Origin of the sequence: Mesoflavibacter zeaxanthinifaciens DSM 18436 (assembly GCF_000422365.1) — a bacterium.
In the GTDB taxonomy this organism is placed as follows: domain Bacteria; phylum Bacteroidota; class Bacteroidia; order Flavobacteriales; family Flavobacteriaceae; genus Mesoflavibacter; species Mesoflavibacter zeaxanthinifaciens.
Genome location: NZ_AULQ01000001.1, coordinates 273,906 through 299,254, shown reverse-complemented (window position 1 = coordinate 299,254; position 25,349 = coordinate 273,906). Strand labels below are relative to the sequence as shown.

Genomic DNA, 25,349 nt, shown 5'->3' with positions numbered 1-25,349 from the left:
CTCTTAATTTGGGTAACCGTGTCCTGGAGGAATTCCGTTGTGTCCCATATCTAAAGCATCTGCATTTGAGATATCTTTAGGAGGAGAAGATCTTGTATCTCCTTCTTGAGTTGGTACCATAAATATAGTTGTTAAACCTCCATCACCAAAAGTTGTATTAACTCCTAAATATAAACGTATTCCGTTAGCGTTTAAAGAATCTTGAGCATAATTAACATAATACTCCATATCTTCTATAGAATACCAAGATGAACGGTTTTCTTCTCCTTTATAAGCTACAGAGTCGTTTACTGCTTTTCTATAAGTGGTCCAATTATCACTTAAATCTTGGGCTTGACTTGGAGATATGATTCCTTTTGGTACAACGCTAGTTGGTGGAGCTGTGGTTAATCCAGAAGGACAGAAAAAATAATAAGAAACAAAAGCTCCGATAATTAATCCTATAATTAGGCTAAGTAAATTTTTCATTTTTGGTTAGTTTAAATTAATAGCTAATATGTGGTTAAATGTAATAAAAAAAATTTAGTATAATCATTACAGCAATTTAATGCTTATTAGTTTACTACTTAATTATTTTAAGTAGTTGTATCTGGCTCTGATTTAATAAGACCATAACCAAAAGTAAAATACATTAGTATAATAGAAAATACGTTAATCGTTCTTTGTAGTGCTATAAAACTTTCATCATTTGTATTATAGTAGCTTTCAAAAAAATAGATTGGTGTCTGTATTATTGTAAATATTAAGGTTGCAGTTGCTACATAAAAGGGTAATGATTTATAAAATTTAATAATTGAATCGCTATTAATTAACTCTATAAAATAAAGTGAAGTTAATACTACTACCAAAATCATATGAAGCATTGTAATATTTAAAATACTACTGTTAATTAATAGGTCAAACTTGTAAATAAATAGTATAATTTGATATAATATTAAAATTACACTAAAGTACTTGACAACTTTTTTGAAGAAATTTGTTTTTAATATTTTAAAAAAATAAAAAGATAAAAATATAGATACGCCTATATCCCACATTAAGGTATACCACCAAGTATTTTGATAAAAAACGGTGTTTTTTAAGGCTAAGTTAACCCAATTATCATCAGGATAACCTCTTAAAACATGTGGATAAGCTCCTACTGTTTCAACTATATTAACGTAAATTAAAAAATATATAAAAAGCCTAGCAGCATTATCATTTTTATATTTTTTAAACAAAAATATACCAATAATAGCTGCTAAAACTTCTGCACTTTTAAAAAGTAAATCGTAATTTGATTTTATAAAATATATAAAAGAATCCATTAATTATTGAGGATAATTAGCAGGTGGCGGATCGCCTCTTAAGCCTCTATCCATAACTTCTGCACCTTCAATATCAATGTTTTTACCATCCTTTTCTTCTGTAGGAACCATAAAAATAGTCGTCATTCCTTTTAAGTCTTCTTTAGTAGTTTCTACACCTAAATAAAAACGAACGCCATTAACGTTATCGTTTTTTTCTTTTATATAGTCTAAAAAGTTTTGCATATCATCTAAAGAGTACCAAGATGATCTATTGTCTGGTTGTCCTGCAGCTGCTTCATTAGCTTTTGCTCTTAAGTTTGTCCAGTTGTCGTTTAATGTCTGTGCTTCTTGAGCAGAGATTATTCCTTGTGGTTTTGGCATTTGGTTAATTTTAGTTTGATTAATAACTCATTTACTTCATAAAAGTAGGAAAAATTTTGTTAATGTTATAAATCAACTAACCCAACCAACCATCGCGATCTAAACTTCTATATTGAATTGCTTCGCTTATATGATTACCCAAAACGGTTTCGCTTTGCTCTAAATCGGCAATAGTTCTGGCTACTTTTAAAATTCTGTCATAAGCTCTAGCCGAAAGATTTAATCGCTCCATTGCTGTTTTTAAAAGCTGAAGTGAAGCATCGTCCAACTTACAATATTTACGTATTTGTTTGGTAGACATCTGCGCATTGTAATGTACATTCTCAAAATCTTTGAAACGTTTTGTCTGGATTTCTCTAGCTTTAGTCACTCGCTTTCTAATGTCTACAGAACTTTCTGCTATTTGATCATCCGATAGTTTTTCAAAAGGTACTGGCGTTACTTCAATATGAATATCTATCCTATCCAACAATGGACCAGAAATTTTGCTTAAATACCGTTGCATCTCGGCTGGACTACTTGTTACTGGCGCATCTGGATCGTTAAAATAGCCGCCAGGACTTGGATTCATACTTGCTACCAACATAAACGATGATGGATAAGTAACCGTGAATTTCGCACGAGAAATGGTAACTTCTCTATCCTCCAAAGGTTGACGCATTACTTCTAAAACTTCTCTTTTAAATTCTGGCAACTCGTCTAAAAACAACACACCATTATGACTTAAAGAAATTTCTCCTGGTTGCGGATAGCTTCCGCCACCTACTAAAGCGACATTAGATATGGTATGATGCGGACTTCTAAATGGTCTTTGCGACATTAATCCTGTGTCTTTTACACGACCAACGACACTGTGTATTTTTGTGGTTTCTAAAGCTTCGTGTAAAGTCATTGGTGGCAAAATGCTAGGTAAACGCTTGGCTAACATAGTTTTTCCTGCACCTGGTGGACCAATTAAAATAATGTTATGTCCTCCTGCTGCAGCAATTTCCATGCAACGTTTAATACTTTCTTGTCCTTTAACGTCTGCAAAATCAAACTCTGGGAAGTCTAGATTTTTTTCAAATTCTTTTCTGGTATCAATTTTAACTTGTTGCAATGCTTCACCTTTATCAAAAAAGTTAATTACTTCTTTAATATTTTCTACACCAAAAACCTCTAAATCGTTTACTATTGCTGCTTCCTTTGCATTTTGCATAGGTAAAATAAATCCTTTGTAACCTTCTTCCCTAGCCTTAATTGCAATAGGCAACGCACCTTTTATAGGTTGTAAATTTCCGTCTAAAGATAATTCGCCCATAATTAAATAACGGTCTAAATCTTCGGCTTTAATTTGTTTAGATGCTGCTAAAATCCCGATAGCTAACGTCAAATCATAAGCAGAGCCTTCTTTACGTAAATCTGCTGGAGACATATTAATGATAATCTTCTTTCCAGGGATTTTATAACCGTTATTTTGTAACGCAGCTGCAATACGATAATTACTTTCTTTTATAGCATTGTCGGGCAGTCCAACAAGATGATAACCTATACCGGTATCTACATTAACTTCTACGGTTACTGTTGTTGCTTCAACACCAAAAACGGCACTTCCAAATACTTTTTTAAGCATAAATAATTGGTTTAGAGTGTTAATATATAAATTTTGAATGAATTGTCATTTTTAATATAGTTTTAAATCGAGGTTATTAATAAATAATAAATTCTTTACTTTCGTTTTATTCAATTCAATGTAAATGAAAAACACTCAAAAAATTGGATTGGTTTTAGGACCTATCGTTTTTGTACTCTTACTATTATTTTTTAAACCTGAAGGTTTATCTACAGAAGGTCGTGCTGTATTAGCTGCTACAGCTTGGATTGCTATTTGGTGGATTACAGAAGCAATACCAATTGCGGTAACTGCGTTATTGCCAATTGCACTTTTCCCATTGTCTGGCGGACTTAATTTAAGTGATACTACAAGTGCTTTTGGACATAAATTTGTGTTTTTATATTTAGGCGGTTTTATAATCGCTATTGCTATTGAAAAATGGAATCTTCACAAACGTATTGCCTTAAATATCATTAAAATAATTGGGTTTAATCTAAAACGAATTATCCTTGGTTTTATGCTAGCTACCGCGTTTTTATCTATGTGGATTAGTAATACTGCAACGTCTGTGATGATGCTTCCCATTGGTGTAGCTATCATTTTACAATTAAAAGATAATCCAAATACGCCAGAAGACGAAAACTTAACCTTTGGAAAAGCCTTAATGTTAGCGATTGCTTACAGCGCTTCTATTGGTGGAATTGCCACATTAATTGGTACGCCACCAAATTTAGTGTTAGCTGGAGTAGTTTCAGATATTTATAATTACGAAATTACTTTTTTACAATGGTTTATGTTTGGTTTTCCTATTTCAATTATATTATTATTTATCTGTTGGAAATACCTAACCGAAGTTGCTTTTAAATTTGAAAAGAAAGAATTTTCTGGAGGAAAAGCCGAAGTTAACCGTCAATTAAAAGCTTTAGGCAGAATTAGTTACGAAGAAAAATTGGTCGCTTTTATTTTTGGTTTAACCGCTTTTTTCTGGATTACGCGTTCGTTTTTATTTAAAACTATTTTACCTGCGTTAGATGATACTATTATCGCTATTTCTTTTGCTATCGTATTGTTTTTGTTACCGTCTAAAAAACAAGGAACTAAGTTGATGAATTGGGATGATGCGGTAAAAATTCCTTGGGGAATTATTTTATTGTTTGGTGGTGGAATGGCTTTAGCAACAGGGTTTGAAACTACAGGTTTAGCGAAATGGATTGGCGAACAAATGACCACTTTTGCAGGCGTAACCACTATCATTTTACTATTATTACTAATTGCAGCGGTTAATTTTTTAACCGAAATCACATCTAATTTAGCAACAACTGCAATGCTATTACCAGTGTTGGCTCCTATGGCTATTTCAATAGATATTCATCCATTTATATTAATGGTTGGAGCTGCTGTTGCGGCGTCTTGTGCTTTTATGCTACCTGTTGCAACGCCACCAAATGCTGTAGTTTTTGGATCTGGCTATTTACGTATACCAGATATGGTAAAAAAAGGTTTTGTGATGAATTTAGTATCAATTATTTTATTAACCTTGTTTGTTTACTTTATCCTTCCATTACTTTGGAATATTACAATCGAAGGATTTCCTGACGCATTTAAACATTAAATTGAATTAGAAATTTGATTTAAAAATGAAATCATTCTAGATTCTGTATAATAAATATTGTTTTTATGATGAAAACCAACGTGACCGCCATATTTTGGTAGTTCTAAAAATAGATTTGGATTGTTTTTGGCTTCTTCTATTGGATAACATTCTTTTGATAAAAACGAATCGTTTAGCGCATTAATTAATAACGTTGGTACTGAAATTTGGTTTAAAAACTGAAGACTGCTTGATTGCTCATAATAATCGTAAGCATCTTTAAAACCATGTGCTTTTGATGTATAATTATCGTCAAAATCTTTTAATGTCTTTACCGACTTTATTATGGAATTTGAAATTTTTTCAGGATATAAAACCTGTTTTTCTTTTAGTTTTTGCTTTAAATCTCTTAAAAATTTAATGGAATACATTTTATTTTCTAAAGCCATCAAACGTTGCAAAGATCCTTTTAAATAAACTGGTACCGAAACTGCTACTGCTGCCTTAATTTGCTTTGGTATATCTTCCGTTTCACCTAAATATTTTAAAATAACGTTTCCGCCTAAACTAAATCCGTTTAAGTAAATTGTATCGTAGTGATAATGCGTTATAATGTGATTAATAACTTCAGTTAAATCGTCCGTTTTACCAGAATGATACGACTGAAAACTTTTGTTAACTTCGCCACTACAACCTCTAAAATTAACACAAACAGCATCCATATTATTTTGGTTAGCTATTTTAGCCGATCCAAGTACATAATGCCTATTACCGTTACCTTCCAAACCATGTAAAACAATTAGTAATTGATTCGTTTTTTTAGTTGAAAAACTCCAATCTAAATCTAAAAAATCTTGATCTTGTAAAACAATACGTTCGCGTTTTTGGTTGACACCTTTTACCCTACGCCATAATCCTGAATAAATCGTAGCTAAGTGACCATTACGGAATAGTAAATTGGGTTTGTATGTTGTTGTTAAAATTGGCATTAGACTTCTACATTTGTAAACTCAAACTTACTACCATCAAACAAGCCTTTATCACTTAATTTTAAAGCAGGTATAACTAACAATGCCATAAACGATAACGTCATATAAGGCGCGTGTAAAGTGGCGCCTAAGTCTTTTGCCATTTGGTCTAATTTGGCATAGGCTTTACCAATAGTTTCGGCATTTTGGTCACTCATAATTCCTGCAACTGGTAATGGTACAACGTCTTGTTTTGTGTTAGAGACTGCACAAATTCCACCTTTATTTTCAATAATTAAATTTACTGCTTTACAAATTGCCTCATCATCTACGCCAACAGCAATAATATTATGAGAATCGTGACCAACAGAACTTGCGATAGCGCCTTCTTTTAATCCAAAATTTTTAATAAATGCTATTGCTGGCGTGTCATTTTTATAACGATTAACAACCGTCATTTTTAATATATCAGTTTGGGTATTAGAGACTAAATTTCCGTGTTCTATTGTTGCTTCTGCTAAGATTTGGTTAGTCACTAACTCGCCATCCAAAGCTTCTATTACTCTAATATTTTTTGCTTGACTTTCAACTTTAAAATCAGATATCTGCTTTTTCTCTGTGTTGAAATTATTAAGGTTTTCAAAATTAATATGAGGCATTAAAGATGTACCGTTATCAAAAACTAATTCGCCATTAATATAGGTTTGTAATGTTTTAAATGCTTTTAAATCTTCAACTACAATAAAATCTGCAGTGTCACCTTCATTTAATAATCCAACGTCTAAATTATAATGCTTTACAGGATTTATGCATGCTGCTTGCAACACGTTAAAGACATCGTTACCTTTTGCAACTGCTCTGGCGCATAATTTATTTATATGATGCAACAATAAATCGTCTGGATGTTTATCGTCACTGCAAAACATGATGTTTTGATAATGCTTTGGAAGTAAATCTATAAGCGCTTCGAAGTTTTTGGCTGCGCTACCTTCACGAATAAGGACTTTCATTCCTTTTTGCAATTTTTCTAAGCCTTCTTCGTAGGTAAAACACTCGTGATCGGTTGTTATTCCTGCATTAATGTATTTGGTTAAATCTTCACCACGTAAACCTGGCGCATGACCATCAATAGGTTTGTTATAATGTTTTGCCCATTCTATCTTTTTTAAAACTTCAGAATCATCAAATAAAACGCCAGGATAATTCATCATTTCGGCTAAATATTTAATGTCTGGATTTGCCATTAAGGTTTTTATATCATCAGAATTTATAACAGCTCCAGCCGATTCAAAAGTGGTTGCAGGCACACAACTTGGTGCTCCAAAATTGAATTTAAATGGTGTTTGCTTACCGTTTTCAATCATAAACTCGACACCTTTTACGCCTAACACATTGGCGATTTCATGCGGATCACTAACAGTTGCAATCGTACCATGTTTTACGGCTATTTTAGCAAACTCGCTAGGTACTAACATAGAGCTTTCTATATGAATATGTGCATCTACAAAACCAGGTAAAATGTAGTGTTTTACATTATGTTCTTCTTTTTTAATAGCTTTAATTTTTCCGTTTTCTACTAAGATACTTCCGCTAAAAATTGTTCTATTTTGTATGTCTACTATTTGACCTTGGATTGTTTTCATTCTTATTTATTTATGTCACAAAATTAAACTAAAAAAAATCCTGCATTTGCAGGATTAGTTTTTTATTTCTTGAAGTTTTCAACGCCTTTTTGGAGCCATTCAAAATACTCGTCTGCGTTTGGTGTGTACGCAGTTGTGTGATTTAACAATTCCATATTATGATTTAACAACACATAAAATGGTTGTGAGTTATTTTGAAAGTTTAGCGTTTGTAAGGTCGCCCATTTATCGCCTATCGTTCTAATATTTTTTAAATTTCCGTTAGGTTTTACGTATTTAAATTGCTCTTCTTTTGGCAGTTCTTTACGATCATCTACGTATAATGAAATAATAATATACTCTTCTTTAAGTATTTTATAGATTTTACTCTGACTCCATACTTGTTCTTCCATTTTACGACAATTTACACAAGCCCAACCTGTAAAGTCTAACATAATTGGTTTGTTTGCAGCTTTTGCTGCAGCAATACCTTCGTCTAAATCTTTATAACAATCTAAACCTAAAGGACATTCTGAATCTTTTTCATAAATACTATATGAAATTGGTGGCGGAAAACCACTTAACGCTGTTAAGTCCCATGTTGGATTTTTTAATATTCCTGGTGCTATATAAATAACAAATGAGATGACTAAAACAGCTGTACTAATCCTTAAAAAGCTTAACTTTTTTAATGGACTATCATGCGGAAATTTAATTTTTCCTATTAAATAAAGGAACAACCCAATACCTAAAATTATCCATATTCCTAAGAAAATTTCACGTTTTAAAAGTCCCCAATGTGACACTAAATCTGCATTTGATAAAAATTTAAACGCCATAGCTAGTTCTAAAAACCCTAAAACTACTTTAACGCTATTTAACCAACCACCTGATTTTGGTAATGCATTTAACCATTTTGGGAACATTGCAAATAAGGTAAACGGTAATGCTAAAGCTAAACCAAAACCTGTCATACCTGCAGTTAATTGCATTGCGCCACCATCACTTGTTAATGATCCTGCTAATAAGGATCCTAAAATTGGACCTGTACAAGAAAATGAAACAATTGCTAAGGTTAACGCCATAAAAAATATACCAATAAAACCGCCTATGCTTGATGATTTTTCGTCCATTTTATTTCCCCAAGACGCTGGTAATGTGATTTCGTAAAAACCAAAAAATGAAAATGCGAAAAAGCCTAAGATTAAAAAGAAGATAATATTAAGCCATACATTGGTTGAAATAGTATTTAAAATTTCTGGATCTAAGGAGTCTAAAAAGTGAAATGGTAAACTTAAAAGCACATAAATTAAAAGAATGAAAAATCCGTATAATATTGCATTTGCAATACCTTTTTGACTGTTTTCTGCGCTTTTTGTGAAGAATGAAACTGTTAAGGGAATCATTGGGAACACACAAGGTGTTAATAATGCTATTAAACCGCCAATAAAACCAAGAATGAAAATACCAAAGTTGGTTTTTTCTTTAACTTCTTCTTGTTTGTAATTGTTCCAACCTGTAATATTTAAATCTAATTGTCTTGATTTATCTAAATTTTCAGCATCTAGATTTGGCGTGTCAAAAGTCTCTTGACTTACTTTTCCTTCCTGTAAGTTAAATGTAACGATTTCACTTTCAAAAATACATCTGGCATCATCACATGCTTGAAAGCTAATTTCGGCTTCAATTTGTGATATATTTGAGTCATTTAATTCGATTTTTTGAGTAAAAGTTGCTGCGTTATCAAAATAAGTCAAATCCATTTGAAATACTTTATCAAACTTAGTAATACTCTCGCTTTCTACAGCTTTACCAACTAATTTAAAATCATTTTTTATAGCATCTTCATTATAGATAAACTCGGTAGGAATTGCGCCACCTTCTGGTAAAGTTTGAGAATATAAATGCCAATGATCTTCTATATCTGCTTTGTAAATCAGATTATATTCTGTATCACTAATTTTTTCGACTTCTGTAGACCATTTTACAGGTTCTATTTGAGAAAAAACAGTTTGAATTGAAAACAGTACAATTAAAAAAGCTAATAAATGCTTCATTTTTGATATTTAATTTTTAAAATGTCTTGGGTTTGTTTAGTTAGTTTAAACCTATTATCTGCTCTGTGATTTATCACCCAAACCACTTGGTGATCACTACACAATAGCAAGGTTTTTTGTTTGTCTAGCAAAGATAATTTTTCGTCTTTAAAAAACTTGCTAAGTTTCTTTTTTCCTTGCATTCCTAATGGGTAAAAATAGTCGCCTTTTTCCCAATGTCTTACAGTTAAAGGATACTTTAACGTTTTTTTATCAATATAAATGGTGGATTTATCTGTTTCGCCTATTTCTTCGACAGACTCTATACATAAAATTCCGTTTGGTAATTTTATTTCGTTTTGATCTTCAAGAATGGTAACTGTTTCATTGTTTTCTTCTGAAGACAATTCACTTAAAATCAAATAATCTCTATCTTTTAATAGTTGATGCGTTTTAGAAAATACCAACTTTCCGCTTTGCGCTGTTAGTAAATTTTTAATGTCTTTCCATTGTGTAAAACCATAATCTTTAAAGATTTCAAATAAATAAGCTTTTGGATTATTTAACGCTTCAAATTCTGAAATTTTATATGAAATTTGGTTATCGTCAATGGTTACAATTGCTTTATTCAAAAAGGAATCTACTGCATCTTCAACGATAGCTGAACTATCATTTAAATGAGCCAACGTATTTTGAAAGTTTGCTAAAACATCTGGATTTATGTCTTTTAAAACAGGAATCACATCATGACGCAACTTATTGCGTAAGTATTTTGTAGAGGCATTGCTGCTATCTTCTCGCCATTTTAAATGGTTTGTTTTTGCGTAATCTTCAATGTCTTCTCTTGAAAATGATAACAACGGTCTAACGATAGTTTCATTAACTTCAGGAATACCTTTTAAACCTTCTAAACCTGTACCACGTGATAAGTTGATTAGAAAGGTTTCTAAATTATCATCTGCGTGATGCGCTGTTAAAATGTAATCAAAATTTAATTGTTCGGATAGTTCAAAAAACCAATCGTAGCGAAGTTGTCTTGCGGCTAATTGTATGGATAGTTTTTCGTTTTTTGCAAAACTTTCTGTGTCAAAATTTTGAATGAATACTTCTATATCTAAGTCTTCTGCAAGATCTAAAACAAAACTCTCATCGGCGTCACTTTCATTTCCTCTTAAATTGAAATTACAATGCGCCAAAGCAAAATCTAAATTAACTTCTTTACACAAATGCGTTAAAACCACCGAATCCAAGCCGCCAGAAATAGCAATTAACAGCTTACTTTCTTTTAAAAAAGGAAGTTGTTGATTTATGTGATTTTTGAAAGCTTTTAGCATACTGTAAAAGTAATATTAAATATTATTAATCCTCCAAAACCGTTCGCATAGCTTTGGCTTTAATCAAGCATTCTTCATACTCTTGTGTCGGGTTACTTTTTGCTGTTATTGCACCACCAACCGAGTAGCTTACGTACTTTTTAGATTGATTATACAAAATACTTCTTATCACTACATTAAAATCGAAATCGCCTTCTGGTGAGAAATAGCCGACAGCACCAGAATATAATCCGCGTTTTGTAGCTTCTAAATCTTCGATAATTTTCATAGCCGAAATTTTTGGAGCGCCAGTCATACTTCCCATTGGGAAAGTGGTTTTAATCACATCTACAGGATGTACATCTTCCCTAACCTGAGATGTTACTGTAGATATCATTTGATGGACTTGCTCAAACGTATACACCTTACACAATTCTTCTACTTTTACGCTTCCTTTTTTGGCAGTTAAAGACAGATCGTTACGTACTAAATCTACAATCATAATATTCTCGCTACGCTCTTTTGGATTAGCTACCAAATCATGTTTTAACAAACTATCGATCATAAAATCTTCGTCACGTTTTGCGGTTCCTTTTATGGGTTGAGAAATTATAGTTTCGCCTTCTTTTTTTAAGTAACGTTCTGGTGAAGCACTTAATAAATACTTGTCATTTTGCTTTAAAAAGGTGGCAAATGGCGGCGTAGAAATGGCGTTTAACTTATTGTAAATCTCTAACGGATTTATCGTTGTATTTTCAGCATAAAATTCTTGACAAAAATTAGCTTCGTAAATATCACCGCGATGTATGTGAGCTAACATTTTTTCTAGCTTTTCAAAATATTCATCTTTATGAATACGAAGATGAATTTTAATTGGTGATTTATATGAAGGTTGTTCTACAATTTCAAAATTTGATATAGTTTCAAAATCTGTATCCATTTCATCATCAACCATTTTTAGATAGTGTAATTCAACAGAATTTCCTTTTAAAAAAAATAGTTTTTTAGGTTGAAAAAAATACAAATCTGGAAAATGTAATCCGTCAAAATTTTCTGATTTTAGAGGCTCAACATCATTTTTTAAATCATATGATAAATAGCCAAAAATCCAATCGTTAGTCGTAGTTTGGTAATCTTTTAGTTTATCAAAAGCTTGATGAAAATCGGTTTGTAAACTAGTAAATGCATCTACCGCCAAAACCGCATCGTAATTAGAATACTGCTGTTTGTAATTATTACTGTCTAACCAAATAATATCTTCAAATTGGTTGCTCCAGTTTAACAAATGCTGTTTAAACTGTTGGACATTAGCAACTTTATATGTTTTATGTGTTCTCAAATAAAAAAATTGAAGTGTAAAGTTAAGCAGATTTAAGAAAAAAACGATTAATTTGACAGTAGTTTAAAACCATTATTATGTTTCAATTATCAAACGACTTATTAAACATCAAAGTGAAAGCTAAAGGTGCTGAGCTTTGTGAGATTTCTTCAGTTAAAAATAACCGCCAATTTATGTGGCATGCAGATCCAAAAGTTTGGGCTAGTTACGCTCCAAATTTATTTCCAATAATTGGATCGATGAAAGACGATAGTTATATTTTTAATGAGAAAACCTATCATATGCCAAAGCACGGTTTTGTTAGACATAATGAAGATATTAAACTTTTAGAACAAACCGAAAATAGCTTAACGTTTAGCTTGAAACAAAACAAACAGATAAGCGAATGGTTTCCGTTTGATTTTAAATTTTTATTGAAATATACACTTACAGATAACATATTAACTTTAACTCATACGGTTAAAAATCTAGGCGATTCTGATATGTATTTTTCAATTGGTGGTCATCCTGCGTTTAAATGTCCTTTTTATGATGAAGAGAATTACACTGATTATCATTTAGAATTTGAACATCTTGAAACTGCAAAAAGTTACTTACTAAATATGGATAACGGTCTTGTTACAGACCAGACAAAACCAGTTTTCAATACCAAAAATACCATTAATTTAAAACCTGATTTATTTAATGAAGATGCTTTAATTTTTAAAGATTTAAGCTCTAAAAAAGTAGCTTTAGTAAGTAAAAACCACGGAGAAATTTTAAATGTTAGTTTTCCTGATTTTAAATATTTAGGGATTTGGGCAAAACCAAATGCGCCTTACGTGTGTATAGAACCTTGGTTGGGAATTGCAGATCACGAAAACACCAACCAAGACATTACTAAAAAAGAAGGTATTATTAAATTAGCAGCAAATAAAACATTTACAGCTAGCTACAGTATACAAATACATAAGCAGCATTTAGAATAAACAAAATATAAGTAGTAGTTTTGTAGCCTAAATTATAGCTGTGACTTTTCAAGATTTAAAATTAAACACACCATTATACAATGCTATTGACGATTTAGGCTTTACCTCGCCTACGCCAATACAAGCAGAAGCTTTTAGTATTGTTGCAAGTGGTAAAGATGTAGTAGGAATTGCCCAAACAGGAACTGGTAAAACCTACGCCTACATGTTGCCTATCTTAAGAAATTTAAAATTTTCAAGACAAGATAATCCTCGTGTTTTAATTTTAGTTCCAACTAGAGAACTTGTAGTACAAGTGGTTGATGATATAGAAAAACTAGCCAAATACATCAATGTACGCGTGCTTGGTGTTTATGGTGGTACAAACATAAATACCCAAAAACAAGCTGTAGCACAAGGTTTAGATATTATTGTTGCTACACCAGGAAGATTATACGATTTGGCAGTTAGCAGAGCATTGCAATTAAAATCTATCCAAAAATTAGTGATAGACGAAGTTGATGTGATGTTAGATTTAGGGTTTAGACATCAATTAATCAACATTTTTGATATACTTCCAGAACGTAGACAAAACATTATGTTTTCTGCAACAATGACGGAAGATGTAGACGACTTAATTACCGACTTTTTTATTGCTCCAGAACGTGTTTCGATTGCAGTTTCTGGTACGCCTTTAGAAAATATAGAACAAACCAAATACAGCGTCCCAAATTATCATACAAAAAAGAATCTTTTAATCGAACTTTTAAAAGACGAAGAACAGTACAGCAAAGTCTTAGTTTTTGTATCTAATAAACGTATGGCAGATCGGCTTTTTGAAGATTTAGATGAATTCTTTAAAGAAGAATTATGTGTCATTCACTCTAACAAAACGCAAAATTACAGACTTCGTAGTATTGAGCAATTTAGAGAAGGTGTTAACCGAATTTTAGTTGCAACAGATGTTATGGCGCGTGGTTTAGATATTGATAATATTAGCCATGTTGTAAACTTTGATACGCCTGAATATCCAGAAAACTACATGCATCGTATTGGTAGAACTGGTCGTGCAGAACGTGAAGGTCATGCTTTAGTATTTTCTACTGAAAAAGAACAAGACGCGTTAGAACGCATTGAGAAATTAATGCAAATGGAAATTAATTTAGTTGAAATACCTGAAACAGTTTCAATTTCTGAAGAATTAATTCCTGAAGAACGCGAAGTGATAAAAGAGCGTTACAATCCTACAAAACGAAGACTTGACGAAGATGCACCAGGACCTGCTTTTCATGAGAAAAAAGAAAAAAATAAAAAGGTTAATTTAGGTGGAAGTTACAAACGCGAAATCGCAAAAAAATATAAAAAACCTAAAACACGAGGTGATAAAAATTATAATAAGCGTAATAAGAAAAAATAAAAAAAGCCAATCGTAAAGATTGGCTTTTTAGTTTTATTTATTTGCAAGTCTTAAAATAAATATTCCTATTCTAGTTACAACAAAAGAAAACAATCCAAAAGTTGCCGTTAACAAAGATATTTTTAATCCACCTGCAAATATAGATGGATCTGGGTTACCCATTGCTTCTACACTATCAAACGCTTGAATAAGCCCTAAAACAGAACCTAAAAAACCTAAAACCAAAGCTAGCAAACTAGCATCAATAGCTAGTTTTAGCATTTTAAAAGTTTGCTCTTTGTTTGATTTTAATGCTATAAAACCTTTAATGATAAAGAATAGCGAAGTTAATAATGCCAATAGTATTAAAGACATAAAAAGCGGTCCGCCTTCATAAAAAAGATTGGCAACTAAAAATTGTTGATTTAAAATAGTTAGTAAAGTCATAATTTCATTTTTTGATTAAACCTACTACAAACTTATTTTTAAATAGCTTAGGCTTTTACAAAATGCGATAAACAACCTAATTAGATATCGATTTAACAACATGTCAAATCACTTGCTAAATTGGTTATTGGTCTACAAAATAAAAACTCAAAAATTAAAAATTGTAATATTGTATATATTTTTTTAAGCATTGAAAACTCAAAAATTAATCAAATTATTACTTTTTAAAGCCACTAAACACATACTATTTTGGTCTGTTGTGCTTTTATTTTTTACTTATTTTTTTAGTGCTGGAAGTAAACATTTTAAAGACACTTTAATGTTTAGTGCCTTTTTAATGCCAACAACTATAGCGACTACTTATGTATCTATTTACAAATTAATACCTGATTATTTAATAACAAAACGATATACAGCGTTTACGGTATATAGTGTTTACACTTTAATTATTTCGTTGTATTTAATTATGCTGTCCATATTTTTTAGTTTGATTTATTTATCAAATTTTGAATTTGATCAAATGAATCCAATTACCAGAAACATCATTTTAGTAACATCTAGCGTATATCTTGTCGTTATCTTGGTAAGTGCATTTAAACTATTACAGCTAAACTTAAAATCGAACAAAAAAACAGCTTTATTAGAATCTAAAATTTTAGAAACTCAGCTAAAACTAAAAGAGCAAGAGCTTAATTATTTAAAAATGCAGATTCATCCACATTTTTTGTTTAACACATTAAATACAATGTATGGAGCTGCTTTAAAAAAGGCTGATGACACACCAAACATGATCTTAAAACTATCTAATCTTCTTGATTATTTATTATACCAAGTTGATAAACCGTTTGTGAGTTTAGAAGATGAAATAAATCATATAGAAGATTATATAAGTCTTGAAAAAATGCGATTTAATGAGACCTTAAACGTGTCTTTTACTAAAGATATTCATTCAAATACTATAAGTATAGCGCCGATGCTTTTTATTCCTTTTGTTGAAAACAGTTTTAAACATGGAACTTTAAAAAATGGTGTTTTGCACATAGATTTATCTATAAAAACAACTTCAGAAATCATTATTTTTAAAATTTCTAATAGTAGCTTAAACAAGAAAAATCAAAATGAAGGTATTGGTTTACAAAACATTAAAAAACGTTTAGAATTGTTATATCCAAATCAATATCAATTAGATATTTTTCAAGAACCATCTAAATTTACAGTTAACTTACAGCTAAATATTAAATCTAAACTAACTAATGAGTAATCCTATTTCTTGTATAATTGTAGATGATGAAAATGTGGCTAGAGAGATCATAGCATCGCACTTATCTAGAATAGAAAATATTGAAGTTATCGCACAATGCAAAAATGCTATTGAAGCTTTTAATTTTATAAATAACAATGCAGTAGATCTTATTTTTTTAGATATTAATATGCCTGAAATTTCTGGAATTGCATTTGCAAAATCAATAAATAAGAACATTAAAATAATATTTACTACTGCCTATCGTGATTATGCTGTAGAAGGTTTTAATCTTCAAGCTGTAGATTATTTATTAAAACCTATTTCTTTTGAAAGATTGTTACAAGCTATAAATAGATATTTTGAAGTTAGTACGCAACAAATTGAAACACAAACACAACCTTCAGAAACTAACGATTTTATTTTTGTTCGTTCAGATAGACGTATGTTAAAAATTACGTTTAAAGACATTATTTTTATAGAAAGTTTAAGTGATTATCTAAAAATTCATCTAAAAGATCAGTCTATCATTACCCGAGAAACTATTAGTGCAATTGAAGCTAAACTTCCACAGAAAGATTTTTTAAGAATACACCGATCATACATTGTAAACTTAGCAAGTATTGAGTCGTTTACCAATGAAGAAATGATTGTAAACGGTAAGTGTTTAACCATTAGCAGAAGTTATAAAAAGGATGTAATAGCTAAACTAGAACGTTTTTAAACTCTACTTTTTTTCTGATAAATGATTTTCTATATCAGTTAAATGATGATTTAGCGCATCTACCGAAATCTGAATTTCTCTTATCAAAAAACCTAAGGATAAAATTAATAATAACAGTGCAACTCCAAAAACCCAAACGGCTATATCATTTTGTTCTATGTAAACCAAAAACATAGTTAGTACACAAAGTAACAAACTAGAAATACCAAAAATCTGCATAGATCTTGTTAAGTATAACCGTTTTCTTAAGTTATTAATTTGAAGTAAAAGTGCTTCGTCTTGTTGTTGTAAAAACTTTTCTTTTAAGTTTCTTACAACAGACGCATAAGCTAAAAACCTGTTAGTGTAAGCCAGCATGATTAAGGATATTGCTGAAAATAATAAGGCTGGCGTTGTTAATGTTAGTTGATTCATATATTTTTTAAATTAAAAAAAGCGAGCTAAAAAGCTCGCTTTAATTTTATATAAATAGTCTTTTTAGTGTTTTACTATACATGTAAAGCTCTATCTTCTGTTGCTGCTAAAGCAGCTTCTTTTACAGCTTCTGCAAAAGTTGGATGTGCATGAGACATACGCGATATATCTTCGGCAGATGCTCTAAATTCCATAGCAGTTACTGCTTCTGCAATTAAATCTGCACAACGTGCACCAATCATATGTACACCAAGTACTTCGTCTGTAGTTTCATCTGCAAGGATTTTTACAAATCCATCGATGTCTCCAGATGCTCTTGCACGACCTAAAGCTCTAAATGGAAATTGACCTACTTTGTATTTAGTTCCTGCTTCTTTAAGTTCTTCTTCTGTTTTACCTACTGCTGCAACTTCTGGCCAAGTGTAAACTACACCAGGAATTAAGTTATAGTCAATATGTGGTTTTTGACCAGCTAAAGTTTCGGCAACAAAAACTCCTTCTTCTTCAGCTTTATGCGCTAACATTGCTCCTTTTATAACATCACCAATTGCGTAAATGTTACTTGCAGATGTTTGTAAATGCTCGTTTACTTCAACTTGTCCTCTATCGTTAAGTTTTACTCCTGCAGCTTCGGCGTTAAGTCCGTCTGTGTATGGACGACGACCAACTGATACTAAACAGTAATCGCCTTTAAACTCTACAACTTCCCCTTTTTTATTTTCTGCTTTTACAACAACTTCATCTCCGTTACGCTCTACAGATTGTACTTTGTGAGACACCATCATGTTGCATTTTGCTTTCTTAAAGACTTTATTAAGTTCTTTAGATAATCCTGCATCCATAGTTGGAAGGATACGATCCATATACTCTACAACTGTTACTTCTGCACCAAGACGTTTGTACACTTGTCCTAGCTCTAAACCGATAACGCCACCACCAATAATAATTAGGTGTTTAGGCACTTCTTTAAGTTTTAAAGCTTCTGTAGAAGTAATAATTCTTTCTTTGTCAATGTTTATAAATGGTAAGCTAGAAGGTTTAGAGCCTGTAGCTATAATAGTGTTTTTAGCTTCAATTTCTTCTTCTTTTTCACCTTTAATAGTAATGTGAGTTGCATCTTTAAAGCTTCCAACACCTTGATAAACATCAATTTTGTTTTTCTTCATTAAAAAGTCAATACCACCAGTAGTTTGATCTACTACAGATTGCTTACGCGCAATCATTTTTTCTAGATTTACTTTAACTTCTCCAGGAATTTCGATACCATGATCTTCAAAGTGTTTTGTTGCTTCTTCATAATGATGAGAAGAGCTTAATAACGCTTTACTTGGTATACATCCTACGTTAAGACAAGTACCTCCTAAAGTTGAATATTTTTCGATTATTGCGGTTTTCATACCTAATTGTGCACAACGTATTGCGGCTACGTATCCACCAGGTCCAGAACCTATAATTGCTACATCGTATTGACTCATATGTGTTGATTTTTCGCTTTTGCGGAAATTAATTTTATTAAAAACTAATACAAAAATACGATTTTGAATGTAAACCTCTAAGTATAATTTTGAATAATTTATCTAAGCTTTATAAGAAACTATATAACCTAAAAAAAGCCCATTGTTAAATCAAACAAGAGTTCTACATCTGATTTAAAACAGGCTTATATTTATTGATTAATAGCATTGTAAAATTGAGTATATCTTAAAGTTTGTGCAATACTCAATTTGAGTATTTTTTAAATTATATTATTTAATTTAATCATTGCTACTAGTTCTCCTGTAGATGAAAGTTTTAATTTTTTCAAGATATTTCTTCTGTGTGTATCTACTGTATGAGAACTTATATTTAGACTTTCTGAGATTTCTTTACTTGTTTTATCTAATACTAAAAGCCTAATAATATCACGTTCTCTATTAGAAATTCCTTCTTTTAATAATTTTTGAGAAAAATTATTAAAATACACTGTTTCATATTCATTTTGATCATTTAAAAGCTTTGCTGTTGCTGTTATTTGCATATTTATTTTAGGATCTAAAACGGTATAATGTGCTAAACCTATAATGGGTTTCATTTCATTATCAAAATCTAAAGGTGTTGTGTTTTGCACTATATTTACATAGGTTCCTTTTTCGTTTTTAAAGCGATAATTCCAAGTATAATTTGCTTTATTTCTTTGTTTAATAGGTATTTCGGTTAAGGTAAAGTCCATTAAATGATGCATGGCAGAAAGCCATATTTCGACATCATCTGGATGAATACGACTCCAAAAATAACGCATACCTTTAATCTTTAAATCGTTATCATCTAGCCCCAAACAGCTAGTAAAATTTTTACTTACATATTCAAAAGTTAAATCTTGTGTGTTTGTAACGCAAAAAAAAGTAGAACTGTAGGGTAAAAACTGATCTAATTCTATAATTTTCTTTATGTGAGTCTCTAAAGAAGGTTTTGCGTAAGAATCAAAAATTGTGCTATAAAGCTCTTTAATTTTAGAGTATTTCATAAGGGATAATAGCTAACATTTACACCACAATATAATTATTTTTATTTAAACCGAAATTGCTGTAGTATGTTTTACTTCACTGATAACAAACATACTATGTGTGCTACCAATATGTTTTATATTGGTTAATTTTTCTACCATAAATTTTCTAAACTCTTCCATATCTTTTACTGCTACTTTTAAAAGATAATCATAATCTCCGCTTATATGATAACACTCTATAACTTCGGTTAGTTTATTTACTTCTTTTTCAAACTGAATTACATATTCTTGCATATGTTGTATTAGTTTTATATGGCAAAAAGTAACAAAAGACTTCTCTATTTTCTCTTTATTTACTAAGGCTACATATTTACTTATAACACCTTGGTTTTCTAATTTTTTTATACGCTCAAAAACTGCTGTAACAGATAAGTTTAATTGGTTAGCTAAAGCTTTATTGGTTTGTTTACTGTCGTTTTGTAAAAGTTGAAGTAATTTTTTGTCAATATCGTCAAATACCATAGTTGAAAAATTTTCTGTAAAACAAATTATTATATTTAAAACACAATACTAATTTTCTGTAAAACTATTAAAATTCAGTTTAATTTTCTAAAATATATTTACATAATTGTTTTAAATTCTAGGATTTATCAATTTTGATGTAATAAAACTTAAAACTATGTCTTTTAAACCAGCAAATAATATTCAGGACTTACAATATTTTGGAGAATTTGGAGGTGTAAATCCTTCTATTTCAGACTCTTCAACTTATACTTTTTTATCAGCTAAAACCATGTTTGACACCTTTGAAGGTAACGCAGATGGTTGTTATTTATACTCACGCCATTCTTCTCCTTCCAATTTATATTTAGGCGAAGCTTTAGCCGCTATGGAAGGTACAGAAACTGCAAATGTAACAGCCTCTGGAATGGGTGCAATTACACCTGTAATTATGCAACTTTGTGGAGCTGGTGACCATGTGGTTTCTAGCAGAACTATTTATGGTGGAACTTATGCTTTTTTAAAGAATTTTGCTCCTAGATTAAACATTACAACGTCTTTTGTTGATATAACAAAATTAGATATTGTTGAAGCCGAAATTACAAAAAATACTAAAGTTTTGTATTGTGAAAGTGTTAGTAACCCTTTATTAGAAGTAGCAGACATAGAAGGGCTAGCTAATCTTGCAAAAAAACATAATTTAAAATTAGTAGTAGACAATACGTTTTCGCCTTTATCCATTTCACCTGCAAAATTAGGAGCAGATGTTGTAATACATAGTTTAACTAAATTTATTAATGGGTCTAGTGATACTGTTGGAGGTGTTGTTTGCGGCACACAAGACTTTATTAACGAATTAAGAAGTGTTAACGATGGTGCTTGTATGCTACTAGGTAGTACAATGGATAGTTTACGCGCTTCTTCTATTTTAAAAAACTTACGCACACTGCATATACGCATGCAACAACATAGTCATAATGCTAGTTACTTAGCAGAAAAATTTGAAAAATTAGGGCTAAAAACTGTATATCCTGGATTAACATCTCATCCTTCTCATCAATTATTTAAAAATATGATGAACAAACAGTATGGTTTTGGAGGCATGCTTACCATAGACGTTGGTAGCTTAGATAAGGCTAATGCTTTAATGGAATTAATGCAAGAAAAAAACTTAGGTTATTTAGCTGTTAGTTTAGGATTTTATAAAACCTTATTTTCTGCTCCAGGAACTTCTACATCTTCTGAAATACCTGAAGATGAACAAGAAGAAATGGGTTTAAGTGATGGATTAATTAGATTTTCTATTGGATTAGATGCCGATATAGAGCGTACATACAATATGATGAATCAATGTATGAAAGAAGTTGGTATACTGTAATACTAATTAGATACAACAATAACTAAAGTGATAAAACTAATCTTTATAAATAGCTAAATTATAATAGTTTAAAGATTAGTTTTATCACTTAAATTTTTTAAAAATAACATTTATCAATCTATTAATATCTATACTTAAAACTTAAGTTTTAAATATCGTTTTAACAGATCTGTTAAGTTAACCTAAAAGATAATTTCAATTTGCATAGCTCTGTCTAAAATCGTAACATTACAATTGAAAACTAACTAAACATGCAAGATAACAACCTTTCTGATATTGAAATTAACGAGCAAAGAATTGTAAAAAATAAAGAACTAAACCTTTTAGAAGCCTTAATACCAGTAATCTGCCTAATGGCATTGCTTGCTTACAATATCTTTTTTGTTGATGATCAAGAATGGTTTGGTGCTTATACCAACCAAATTATATTACTAATTGGTGGTGGCATTGCTGCTATTGTAGGTGTATTTAACAAGGTATCTTTTAACTTAATGGGAAAAGAAATCTGGGAAAACTTAAAAAGTGTTTTTGTACCTATTCTTATCTTATTTTTAGTTGGTGCTTTAGCAGGAACATGGCTAGTAAGCGGCATTATACCAGCTATGGTATATTATGGTTTACAAGTTTTAAGTCCAGAAATATTCTTACCTGCTTCTGTAGTTATTGCTGCTATAATTTCTATCGCAACAGGTAGTTCTTGGACAACATCTGCTACTGTAGGTATTGCTTTAATAGGTATTGGCAGTGCGTTAGGTATACCAACAGGAATGATTGCTGGTGCTGTAATTTCTGGAGCCTATTTTGGAGATAAAATGTCGCCTTTAAGCGATACTACAAACCTTGCTCCTGCTATGGCTGGCACAGATTTATTTACACACATAAGATATATGGCTTTTACTACAGTACCTACTGTATTAGTAACAATTATTATATTTTCTATTTTAAGCGCAACTATAGATACAACAGGTAATGCAGATATAAGTAATCTTTTAACAAGTATAAATAATACCTTCAATATTACTCCGCTTCTATTTATTGTTCCTCTAGTAGTTATTGCATTAATTTTAATGAAAACCAAACCTCTTATTGCATTATTAACCGGAGTTGTTCTTGCTGCAATATTTGCTTTTATTTTTCAACCTGAAATTTTAACAAGTTTATCAAATTCTAAATTTGCTGCAATTTTTAATTCTATTTTAACAGATACTCAAATCGCTACAGATAACGAAAAACTTAACGAACTATTCTCATCTGGAGGAATGAATGGTATGATATGGACCATTTTATTAATCTGTTGCGCAATGGTATTTGGTGGTATTATGGATGCAATTGGTGCTTTAGCCAGAATTACTAACGAGCTTTTAAAAATAGCAACAACCGTATTTGGTCTTTTTGCAAGTACTGTTTTTAGTTGTTTAGGCTTAAATGCAATTGCTTCAGACCAATACCTAGCAATTGTAATTCCTGGTAAAATGTTTAAAAAAGCATATCAAGACAAAAATTTAGCACCAGAAAATTTAAGTCGTACACTAGAAGACTCTGGTACAGTAACTTCTGTTTTAATTCCTTGGAATACTTGCGGAGCTTATCAAAGCGGCGTTTTAGGTGTTGGTGTAGCAGAATATTTTGCCTATGCTATTTTTAATTGGCTAAGCCCTATAACAACGTTAATTTTTGCAGCTTTTTCAATAAAAATAAGACAACTTATCAAAAAATAACTTTATCTTATAGATTTTTAAGACACATATAATCAAAAACTATAGCTTCATAAATTTTTAAAATTTATTTAATACTAAAATCTTCAAGTCCTGCTTATATTTGCGACTTAAAATTTATTAATTAATTATATAAAAATTTAATCATGGCATTAGTAGGAAAACAATTTCCAGATTTAAACGTAGACGCAATGAACGAAATGGGTGATACCTTTAAATTAAACGTTCTTGAAGAAGCAAAAAACAACAATAAAAAAGTATTATTATTCTGGTACCCAAAAGACTTTACTTTTGTTTGCCCAACAGAATTACACGCTTTTCAAGCTGCTTTAGCAGAATTTGAAAAAAGAAACACTATCGTAATTGGTGCTTCTTGTGATACTCCAGAAGTACACTTTGCATGGTTAAACACTCCAAAAGATAACGGTGGTATAGAAGGTGTAACTTACCCAATTTTAGCAGATTCTAACCGTAACTTAGCTTCTACATTAGGTATTTTAGATATTACTAACGAAACTTACAACGAAGAAACTGGTGTTGTAACTGTAGAAGGAGATAACGTAACTTACAGAGCTACATACATCATTGACGAAGAAGGAAACGTACAACACGAAAGCATTAACAACATGCCATTAGGTAGAAACGTTGGTGAATACTTAAGATTAATCGATGCGTTAACTCACGTACAAGAAAAAGGAGAAGTTTGTCCTGCAAACTGGGAAGAAGGTAAAGAAGCAATGAATGCTAACAGAGACGGCGTTGCTAGTTACTTAGCAACTCACGCAAACTAGAATAATCCCTTAATTTAAAAAACACCAAATTCTATATTTTAGAATTTGGTGTTTACACTAAAACTTTCAATTATGCTTAAAGAATTAGACCAAGATAACCTACAAGAATTAGTAAACAGTAATGATACTGTAGTTGTACAATACTCTGCAACATGGTGTGGTAACTGTAGAATTATGAAGCCTAAAGTAAAAAAATTGGCTAGCGAGTTAGAAAATGTAACCTTTGTTATCGCTGACGCGGAAAAATTTCCTGAGTCAAGAAAATTAGCAACGGTAGATAACTTACCAACATTTGCAACATTTAAAAACGGAAACTTTGTTAATCAAGTACAAACTAACAAATTTGACGTTTTAAAAGATTTAGTTAACGAAGTTGCTTAATTATAAAATATGAAATTACCTGTAATAAAACACCTTACACAGTTTATAGAAGACAACGACGAAGATTACGTAGTTGAAACTATAGAAACTTTAGAAGCCTTAACCGAAGTACCTTCATTAAAAGATGAAGAATTAGATGTTATTGGCGAGTTAATCTCTAATATGTATGGTGCTATTGAAGTTAGTAAAATGATAAAAGATGGTACGCCTAAAAAAGAAGCGGTAAACAGCTTTATGCAACGCGTTTTAGGATCGATTGATAAATAAAAAACACTTCAAATGAAGTGTTTTTTTTATTCTAAGGTTTCAGCAATAGTGTTGAAGCCTTTTTCTTTTGCATAATCTATTGCTTTTTTTCCTTCATTATCAACAATGGTTTTATCTGCTTTATGTTTAAGCAATAGTTTTACCATATCTACTTGATTGTACATTGCTGCATAAATTAATGCTGTAATACCAGCATTGTTTTTAGCATTAATGTCTGCCTTATGTTGCAAAAGTTTTTCTGCAATTGAAGTATTTCCTTTAAAAGAAACACCAATTAATGCTGTATTACCAGATGCATCTTTACCGTTAATGTCTGCTTTATGTTCTAAAAGTATTTCGGCAATATTTTCTTTATTAAAATAAGTTGCAAAAATTAATGGTGTAAAACCTCTTTGATCTTTAATATTAACCAAATCTGGATTTCTGGTTAATTGTGCTTTTATATTGTCTTCATTGCCAGATTGTATTGTGGCAAAAAATAATTCGTTTTCTGTCATAGCTGTATAAAATAAAAAGAGTGCTTGACACGC

General features: G+C 30.9%; 25 protein-coding genes. 10 read left to right on the top strand and 15 right to left on the bottom strand.

The window, feature by feature from the left end:
- Positions 1 to 3: 3 nt before the first annotated feature.
- The 4 genes from H574_RS0101445 to H574_RS0101430 all read right to left on the bottom strand — a co-directional run bounded on the left by H574_RS0101445 (position 4) and on the right by H574_RS0101430 (position 3,282).
- A complete protein-coding gene (locus H574_RS0101445; protein WP_027878835.1) occupies positions 4 to 468 on the bottom strand; it encodes a hypothetical protein in 465 nt (154 codons plus the stop codon).
- 107 nt (positions 469 to 575) lie between these two features.
- Positions 576 to 1,307 carry a hypothetical protein gene (locus tag H574_RS0101440; RefSeq protein ID WP_027878834.1) on the bottom strand — a complete coding sequence of 244 codons (732 nt, stop codon included), beginning with the start codon at positions 1,305 to 1,307 and terminating at the stop codon, positions 576 to 578.
- 3 nt (positions 1,308 to 1,310) lie between these two features.
- The gene (locus tag H574_RS0101435; RefSeq protein ID WP_027878833.1) at positions 1,311 to 1,670 is read right to left on the bottom strand and encodes a hypothetical protein; all 360 of its coding nucleotides are present in this window, start codon (positions 1,668 to 1,670) and stop codon (positions 1,311 to 1,313) included.
- A 76-nt stretch (positions 1,671 to 1,746) separates the two neighbouring features.
- Positions 1,747 to 3,282: a YifB family Mg chelatase-like AAA ATPase gene (locus H574_RS0101430; RefSeq protein WP_027878832.1), complete on the bottom strand. Its 1,536-nt coding sequence runs from the start codon at positions 3,280 to 3,282 to the stop codon at positions 1,747 to 1,749.
- A gap of 124 nt (positions 3,283 to 3,406) precedes the next feature.
- Here H574_RS0101430 and H574_RS0101425 point away from each other — a divergent pair, with 124 nt between their 5' ends.
- Positions 3,407 to 4,876 carry an SLC13 family permease gene (locus H574_RS0101425; RefSeq protein ID WP_027878831.1) on the top strand — a complete coding sequence of 490 codons (1,470 nt, stop codon included), beginning with the start codon at positions 3,407 to 3,409 and terminating at the stop codon, positions 4,874 to 4,876.
- On the opposite strand, the gene H574_RS0101420 is transcribed toward H574_RS0101425, so the two are convergent.
- From H574_RS0101420 to pabB, 5 genes are all read right to left on the bottom strand, one after another.
- Positions 4,873 to 5,844, bottom strand: a complete 972-nt coding sequence (locus tag H574_RS0101420) for a YheT family hydrolase (RefSeq protein WP_027878830.1) — start codon at positions 5,842 to 5,844, stop codon at positions 4,873 to 4,875. The two genes, H574_RS0101425 and H574_RS0101420, sit on opposite strands and share 4 nt — an antisense overlap.
- Positions 5,844 to 7,466, bottom strand: coding sequence for an adenine deaminase (gene ade, locus H574_RS0101415; RefSeq protein ID WP_027878829.1), 1,623 nt, complete (start codon positions 7,464 to 7,466; stop codon positions 5,844 to 5,846). The genes H574_RS0101420 and ade overlap by 1 nt, the downstream gene beginning before the upstream one ends.
- Before the next feature lie 62 nt (positions 7,467 to 7,528).
- Positions 7,529 to 9,502 (bottom strand): protein-disulfide reductase DsbD family protein, encoded by a 1,974-nt coding sequence (locus tag H574_RS0101410; RefSeq protein ID WP_027878828.1) that lies wholly within the window; start codon positions 9,500 to 9,502, stop codon positions 7,529 to 7,531.
- A complete protein-coding gene (gene tilS, locus H574_RS0101405) occupies positions 9,499 to 10,815 on the bottom strand; it encodes a tRNA lysidine(34) synthetase TilS (protein WP_027878827.1) in 1,317 nt (438 codons plus the stop codon). The genes H574_RS0101410 and tilS overlap by 4 nt, the downstream gene beginning before the upstream one ends.
- Positions 10,816 to 10,840: 25 nt before the next feature.
- Positions 10,841 to 12,133, bottom strand: a complete 1,293-nt coding sequence (gene pabB, locus H574_RS0101400) for an aminodeoxychorismate synthase component I (RefSeq protein ID WP_027878826.1) — start codon at positions 12,131 to 12,133, stop codon at positions 10,841 to 10,843.
- A 77-nt stretch (positions 12,134 to 12,210) separates the two neighbouring features.
- On the opposite strand from pabB, the gene H574_RS0101395 reads away from it, so the two are divergent.
- Positions 12,211 to 13,101, top strand: a complete 891-nt coding sequence (locus H574_RS0101395; RefSeq protein ID WP_027878825.1) for an aldose 1-epimerase family protein — start codon at positions 12,211 to 12,213, stop codon at positions 13,099 to 13,101.
- Positions 13,102 to 13,141: 40 nt separating this feature from the next.
- On the top strand, positions 13,142 to 14,497 hold the full coding sequence (locus H574_RS0101390; protein WP_027878824.1) for a DEAD/DEAH box helicase: 1,356 nt from the start codon (positions 13,142 to 13,144) through the stop codon (positions 14,495 to 14,497).
- Positions 14,498 to 14,530: 33 nt separating this feature from the next.
- Here H574_RS0101390 and H574_RS0101385 read toward each other — a convergent pair whose 3' ends face one another.
- Positions 14,531 to 14,923 (bottom strand): MotA/TolQ/ExbB proton channel family protein, encoded by a 393-nt coding sequence (locus H574_RS0101385; RefSeq protein ID WP_027878823.1) that lies wholly within the window; start codon positions 14,921 to 14,923, stop codon positions 14,531 to 14,533.
- Positions 14,924 to 15,113: 190 nt separating this feature from the next.
- Between H574_RS0101385 and H574_RS0101380 the strand changes: the two genes are divergently transcribed.
- Together H574_RS0101380 and H574_RS0101375 are read left to right on the top strand one after the other, a co-directional pair.
- Positions 15,114 to 16,184, top strand: coding sequence for a sensor histidine kinase (locus tag H574_RS0101380; RefSeq protein WP_051169805.1), 1,071 nt, complete (start codon positions 15,114 to 15,116; stop codon positions 16,182 to 16,184).
- Positions 16,177 to 16,887: a LytR/AlgR family response regulator transcription factor gene (locus tag H574_RS0101375; protein ID WP_027878821.1), complete on the top strand. Its 711-nt coding sequence runs from the start codon at positions 16,177 to 16,179 to the stop codon at positions 16,885 to 16,887. The genes H574_RS0101380 and H574_RS0101375 overlap by 8 nt, the downstream gene beginning before the upstream one ends.
- A gap of 3 nt (positions 16,888 to 16,890) precedes the next feature.
- On the opposite strand, the gene H574_RS0101370 is transcribed toward H574_RS0101375, so the two are convergent.
- The 4 genes from H574_RS0101370 to H574_RS0101355 form a co-directional block, all read right to left on the bottom strand.
- Positions 16,891 to 17,301, bottom strand: a complete 411-nt coding sequence (locus H574_RS0101370; RefSeq protein WP_027878820.1) for a DUF2721 domain-containing protein — start codon at positions 17,299 to 17,301, stop codon at positions 16,891 to 16,893.
- A gap of 74 nt (positions 17,302 to 17,375) precedes the next feature.
- On the bottom strand, positions 17,376 to 18,776 hold the full coding sequence (lpdA, locus tag H574_RS0101365; protein WP_027878819.1) for a dihydrolipoyl dehydrogenase: 1,401 nt from the start codon (positions 18,774 to 18,776) through the stop codon (positions 17,376 to 17,378).
- A 260-nt stretch (positions 18,777 to 19,036) separates the two neighbouring features.
- On the bottom strand, positions 19,037 to 19,804 hold the full coding sequence (locus H574_RS0101360) for a LuxR C-terminal-related transcriptional regulator (RefSeq protein WP_027878818.1): 768 nt from the start codon (positions 19,802 to 19,804) through the stop codon (positions 19,037 to 19,039).
- 45 nt (positions 19,805 to 19,849) lie between these two features.
- Positions 19,850 to 20,308: an Lrp/AsnC family transcriptional regulator gene (locus H574_RS0101355; protein ID WP_027878817.1), complete on the bottom strand. Its 459-nt coding sequence runs from the start codon at positions 20,306 to 20,308 to the stop codon at positions 19,850 to 19,852.
- A 157-nt stretch (positions 20,309 to 20,465) separates the two neighbouring features.
- Between H574_RS0101355 and H574_RS0101350 the strand changes: the two genes are divergently transcribed.
- The 5 genes from H574_RS0101350 to H574_RS0101330 all read left to right on the top strand — a co-directional run bounded on the left by H574_RS0101350 (position 20,466) and on the right by H574_RS0101330 (position 24,819).
- Entirely contained in the window at positions 20,466 to 21,665 is a 1,200-nt protein-coding gene (locus tag H574_RS0101350) for an aminotransferase class I/II-fold pyridoxal phosphate-dependent enzyme (RefSeq protein WP_027878816.1), read from the top strand.
- A 251-nt stretch (positions 21,666 to 21,916) separates the two neighbouring features.
- Positions 21,917 to 23,383 (top strand): Na+/H+ antiporter NhaC, encoded by a 1,467-nt coding sequence (nhaC, locus tag H574_RS0101345; RefSeq protein WP_027878815.1) that lies wholly within the window; start codon positions 21,917 to 21,919, stop codon positions 23,381 to 23,383.
- Positions 23,384 to 23,526: 143 nt separating this feature from the next.
- Complete coding sequence (locus tag H574_RS0101340; protein ID WP_027878814.1) at positions 23,527 to 24,171, top strand: peroxiredoxin; 645 nt, start codon at positions 23,527 to 23,529, stop codon at positions 24,169 to 24,171.
- Between the two features lie 72 nt (positions 24,172 to 24,243).
- Positions 24,244 to 24,552 (top strand): thioredoxin family protein, encoded by a 309-nt coding sequence (locus H574_RS0101335; protein ID WP_027878813.1) that lies wholly within the window; start codon positions 24,244 to 24,246, stop codon positions 24,550 to 24,552.
- Between the two features lie 9 nt (positions 24,553 to 24,561).
- Positions 24,562 to 24,819, top strand: coding sequence for a DUF6952 family protein (locus H574_RS0101330; RefSeq protein WP_027878812.1), 258 nt, complete (start codon positions 24,562 to 24,564; stop codon positions 24,817 to 24,819).
- A 26-nt stretch (positions 24,820 to 24,845) separates the two neighbouring features.
- Here H574_RS0101330 and H574_RS0101325 read toward each other — a convergent pair whose 3' ends face one another.
- Entirely contained in the window at positions 24,846 to 25,316 is a 471-nt protein-coding gene (locus H574_RS0101325) for an ankyrin repeat domain-containing protein (RefSeq protein ID WP_027878811.1), read from the bottom strand.
- Positions 25,317 to 25,349 lie beyond the last annotated feature (33 nt).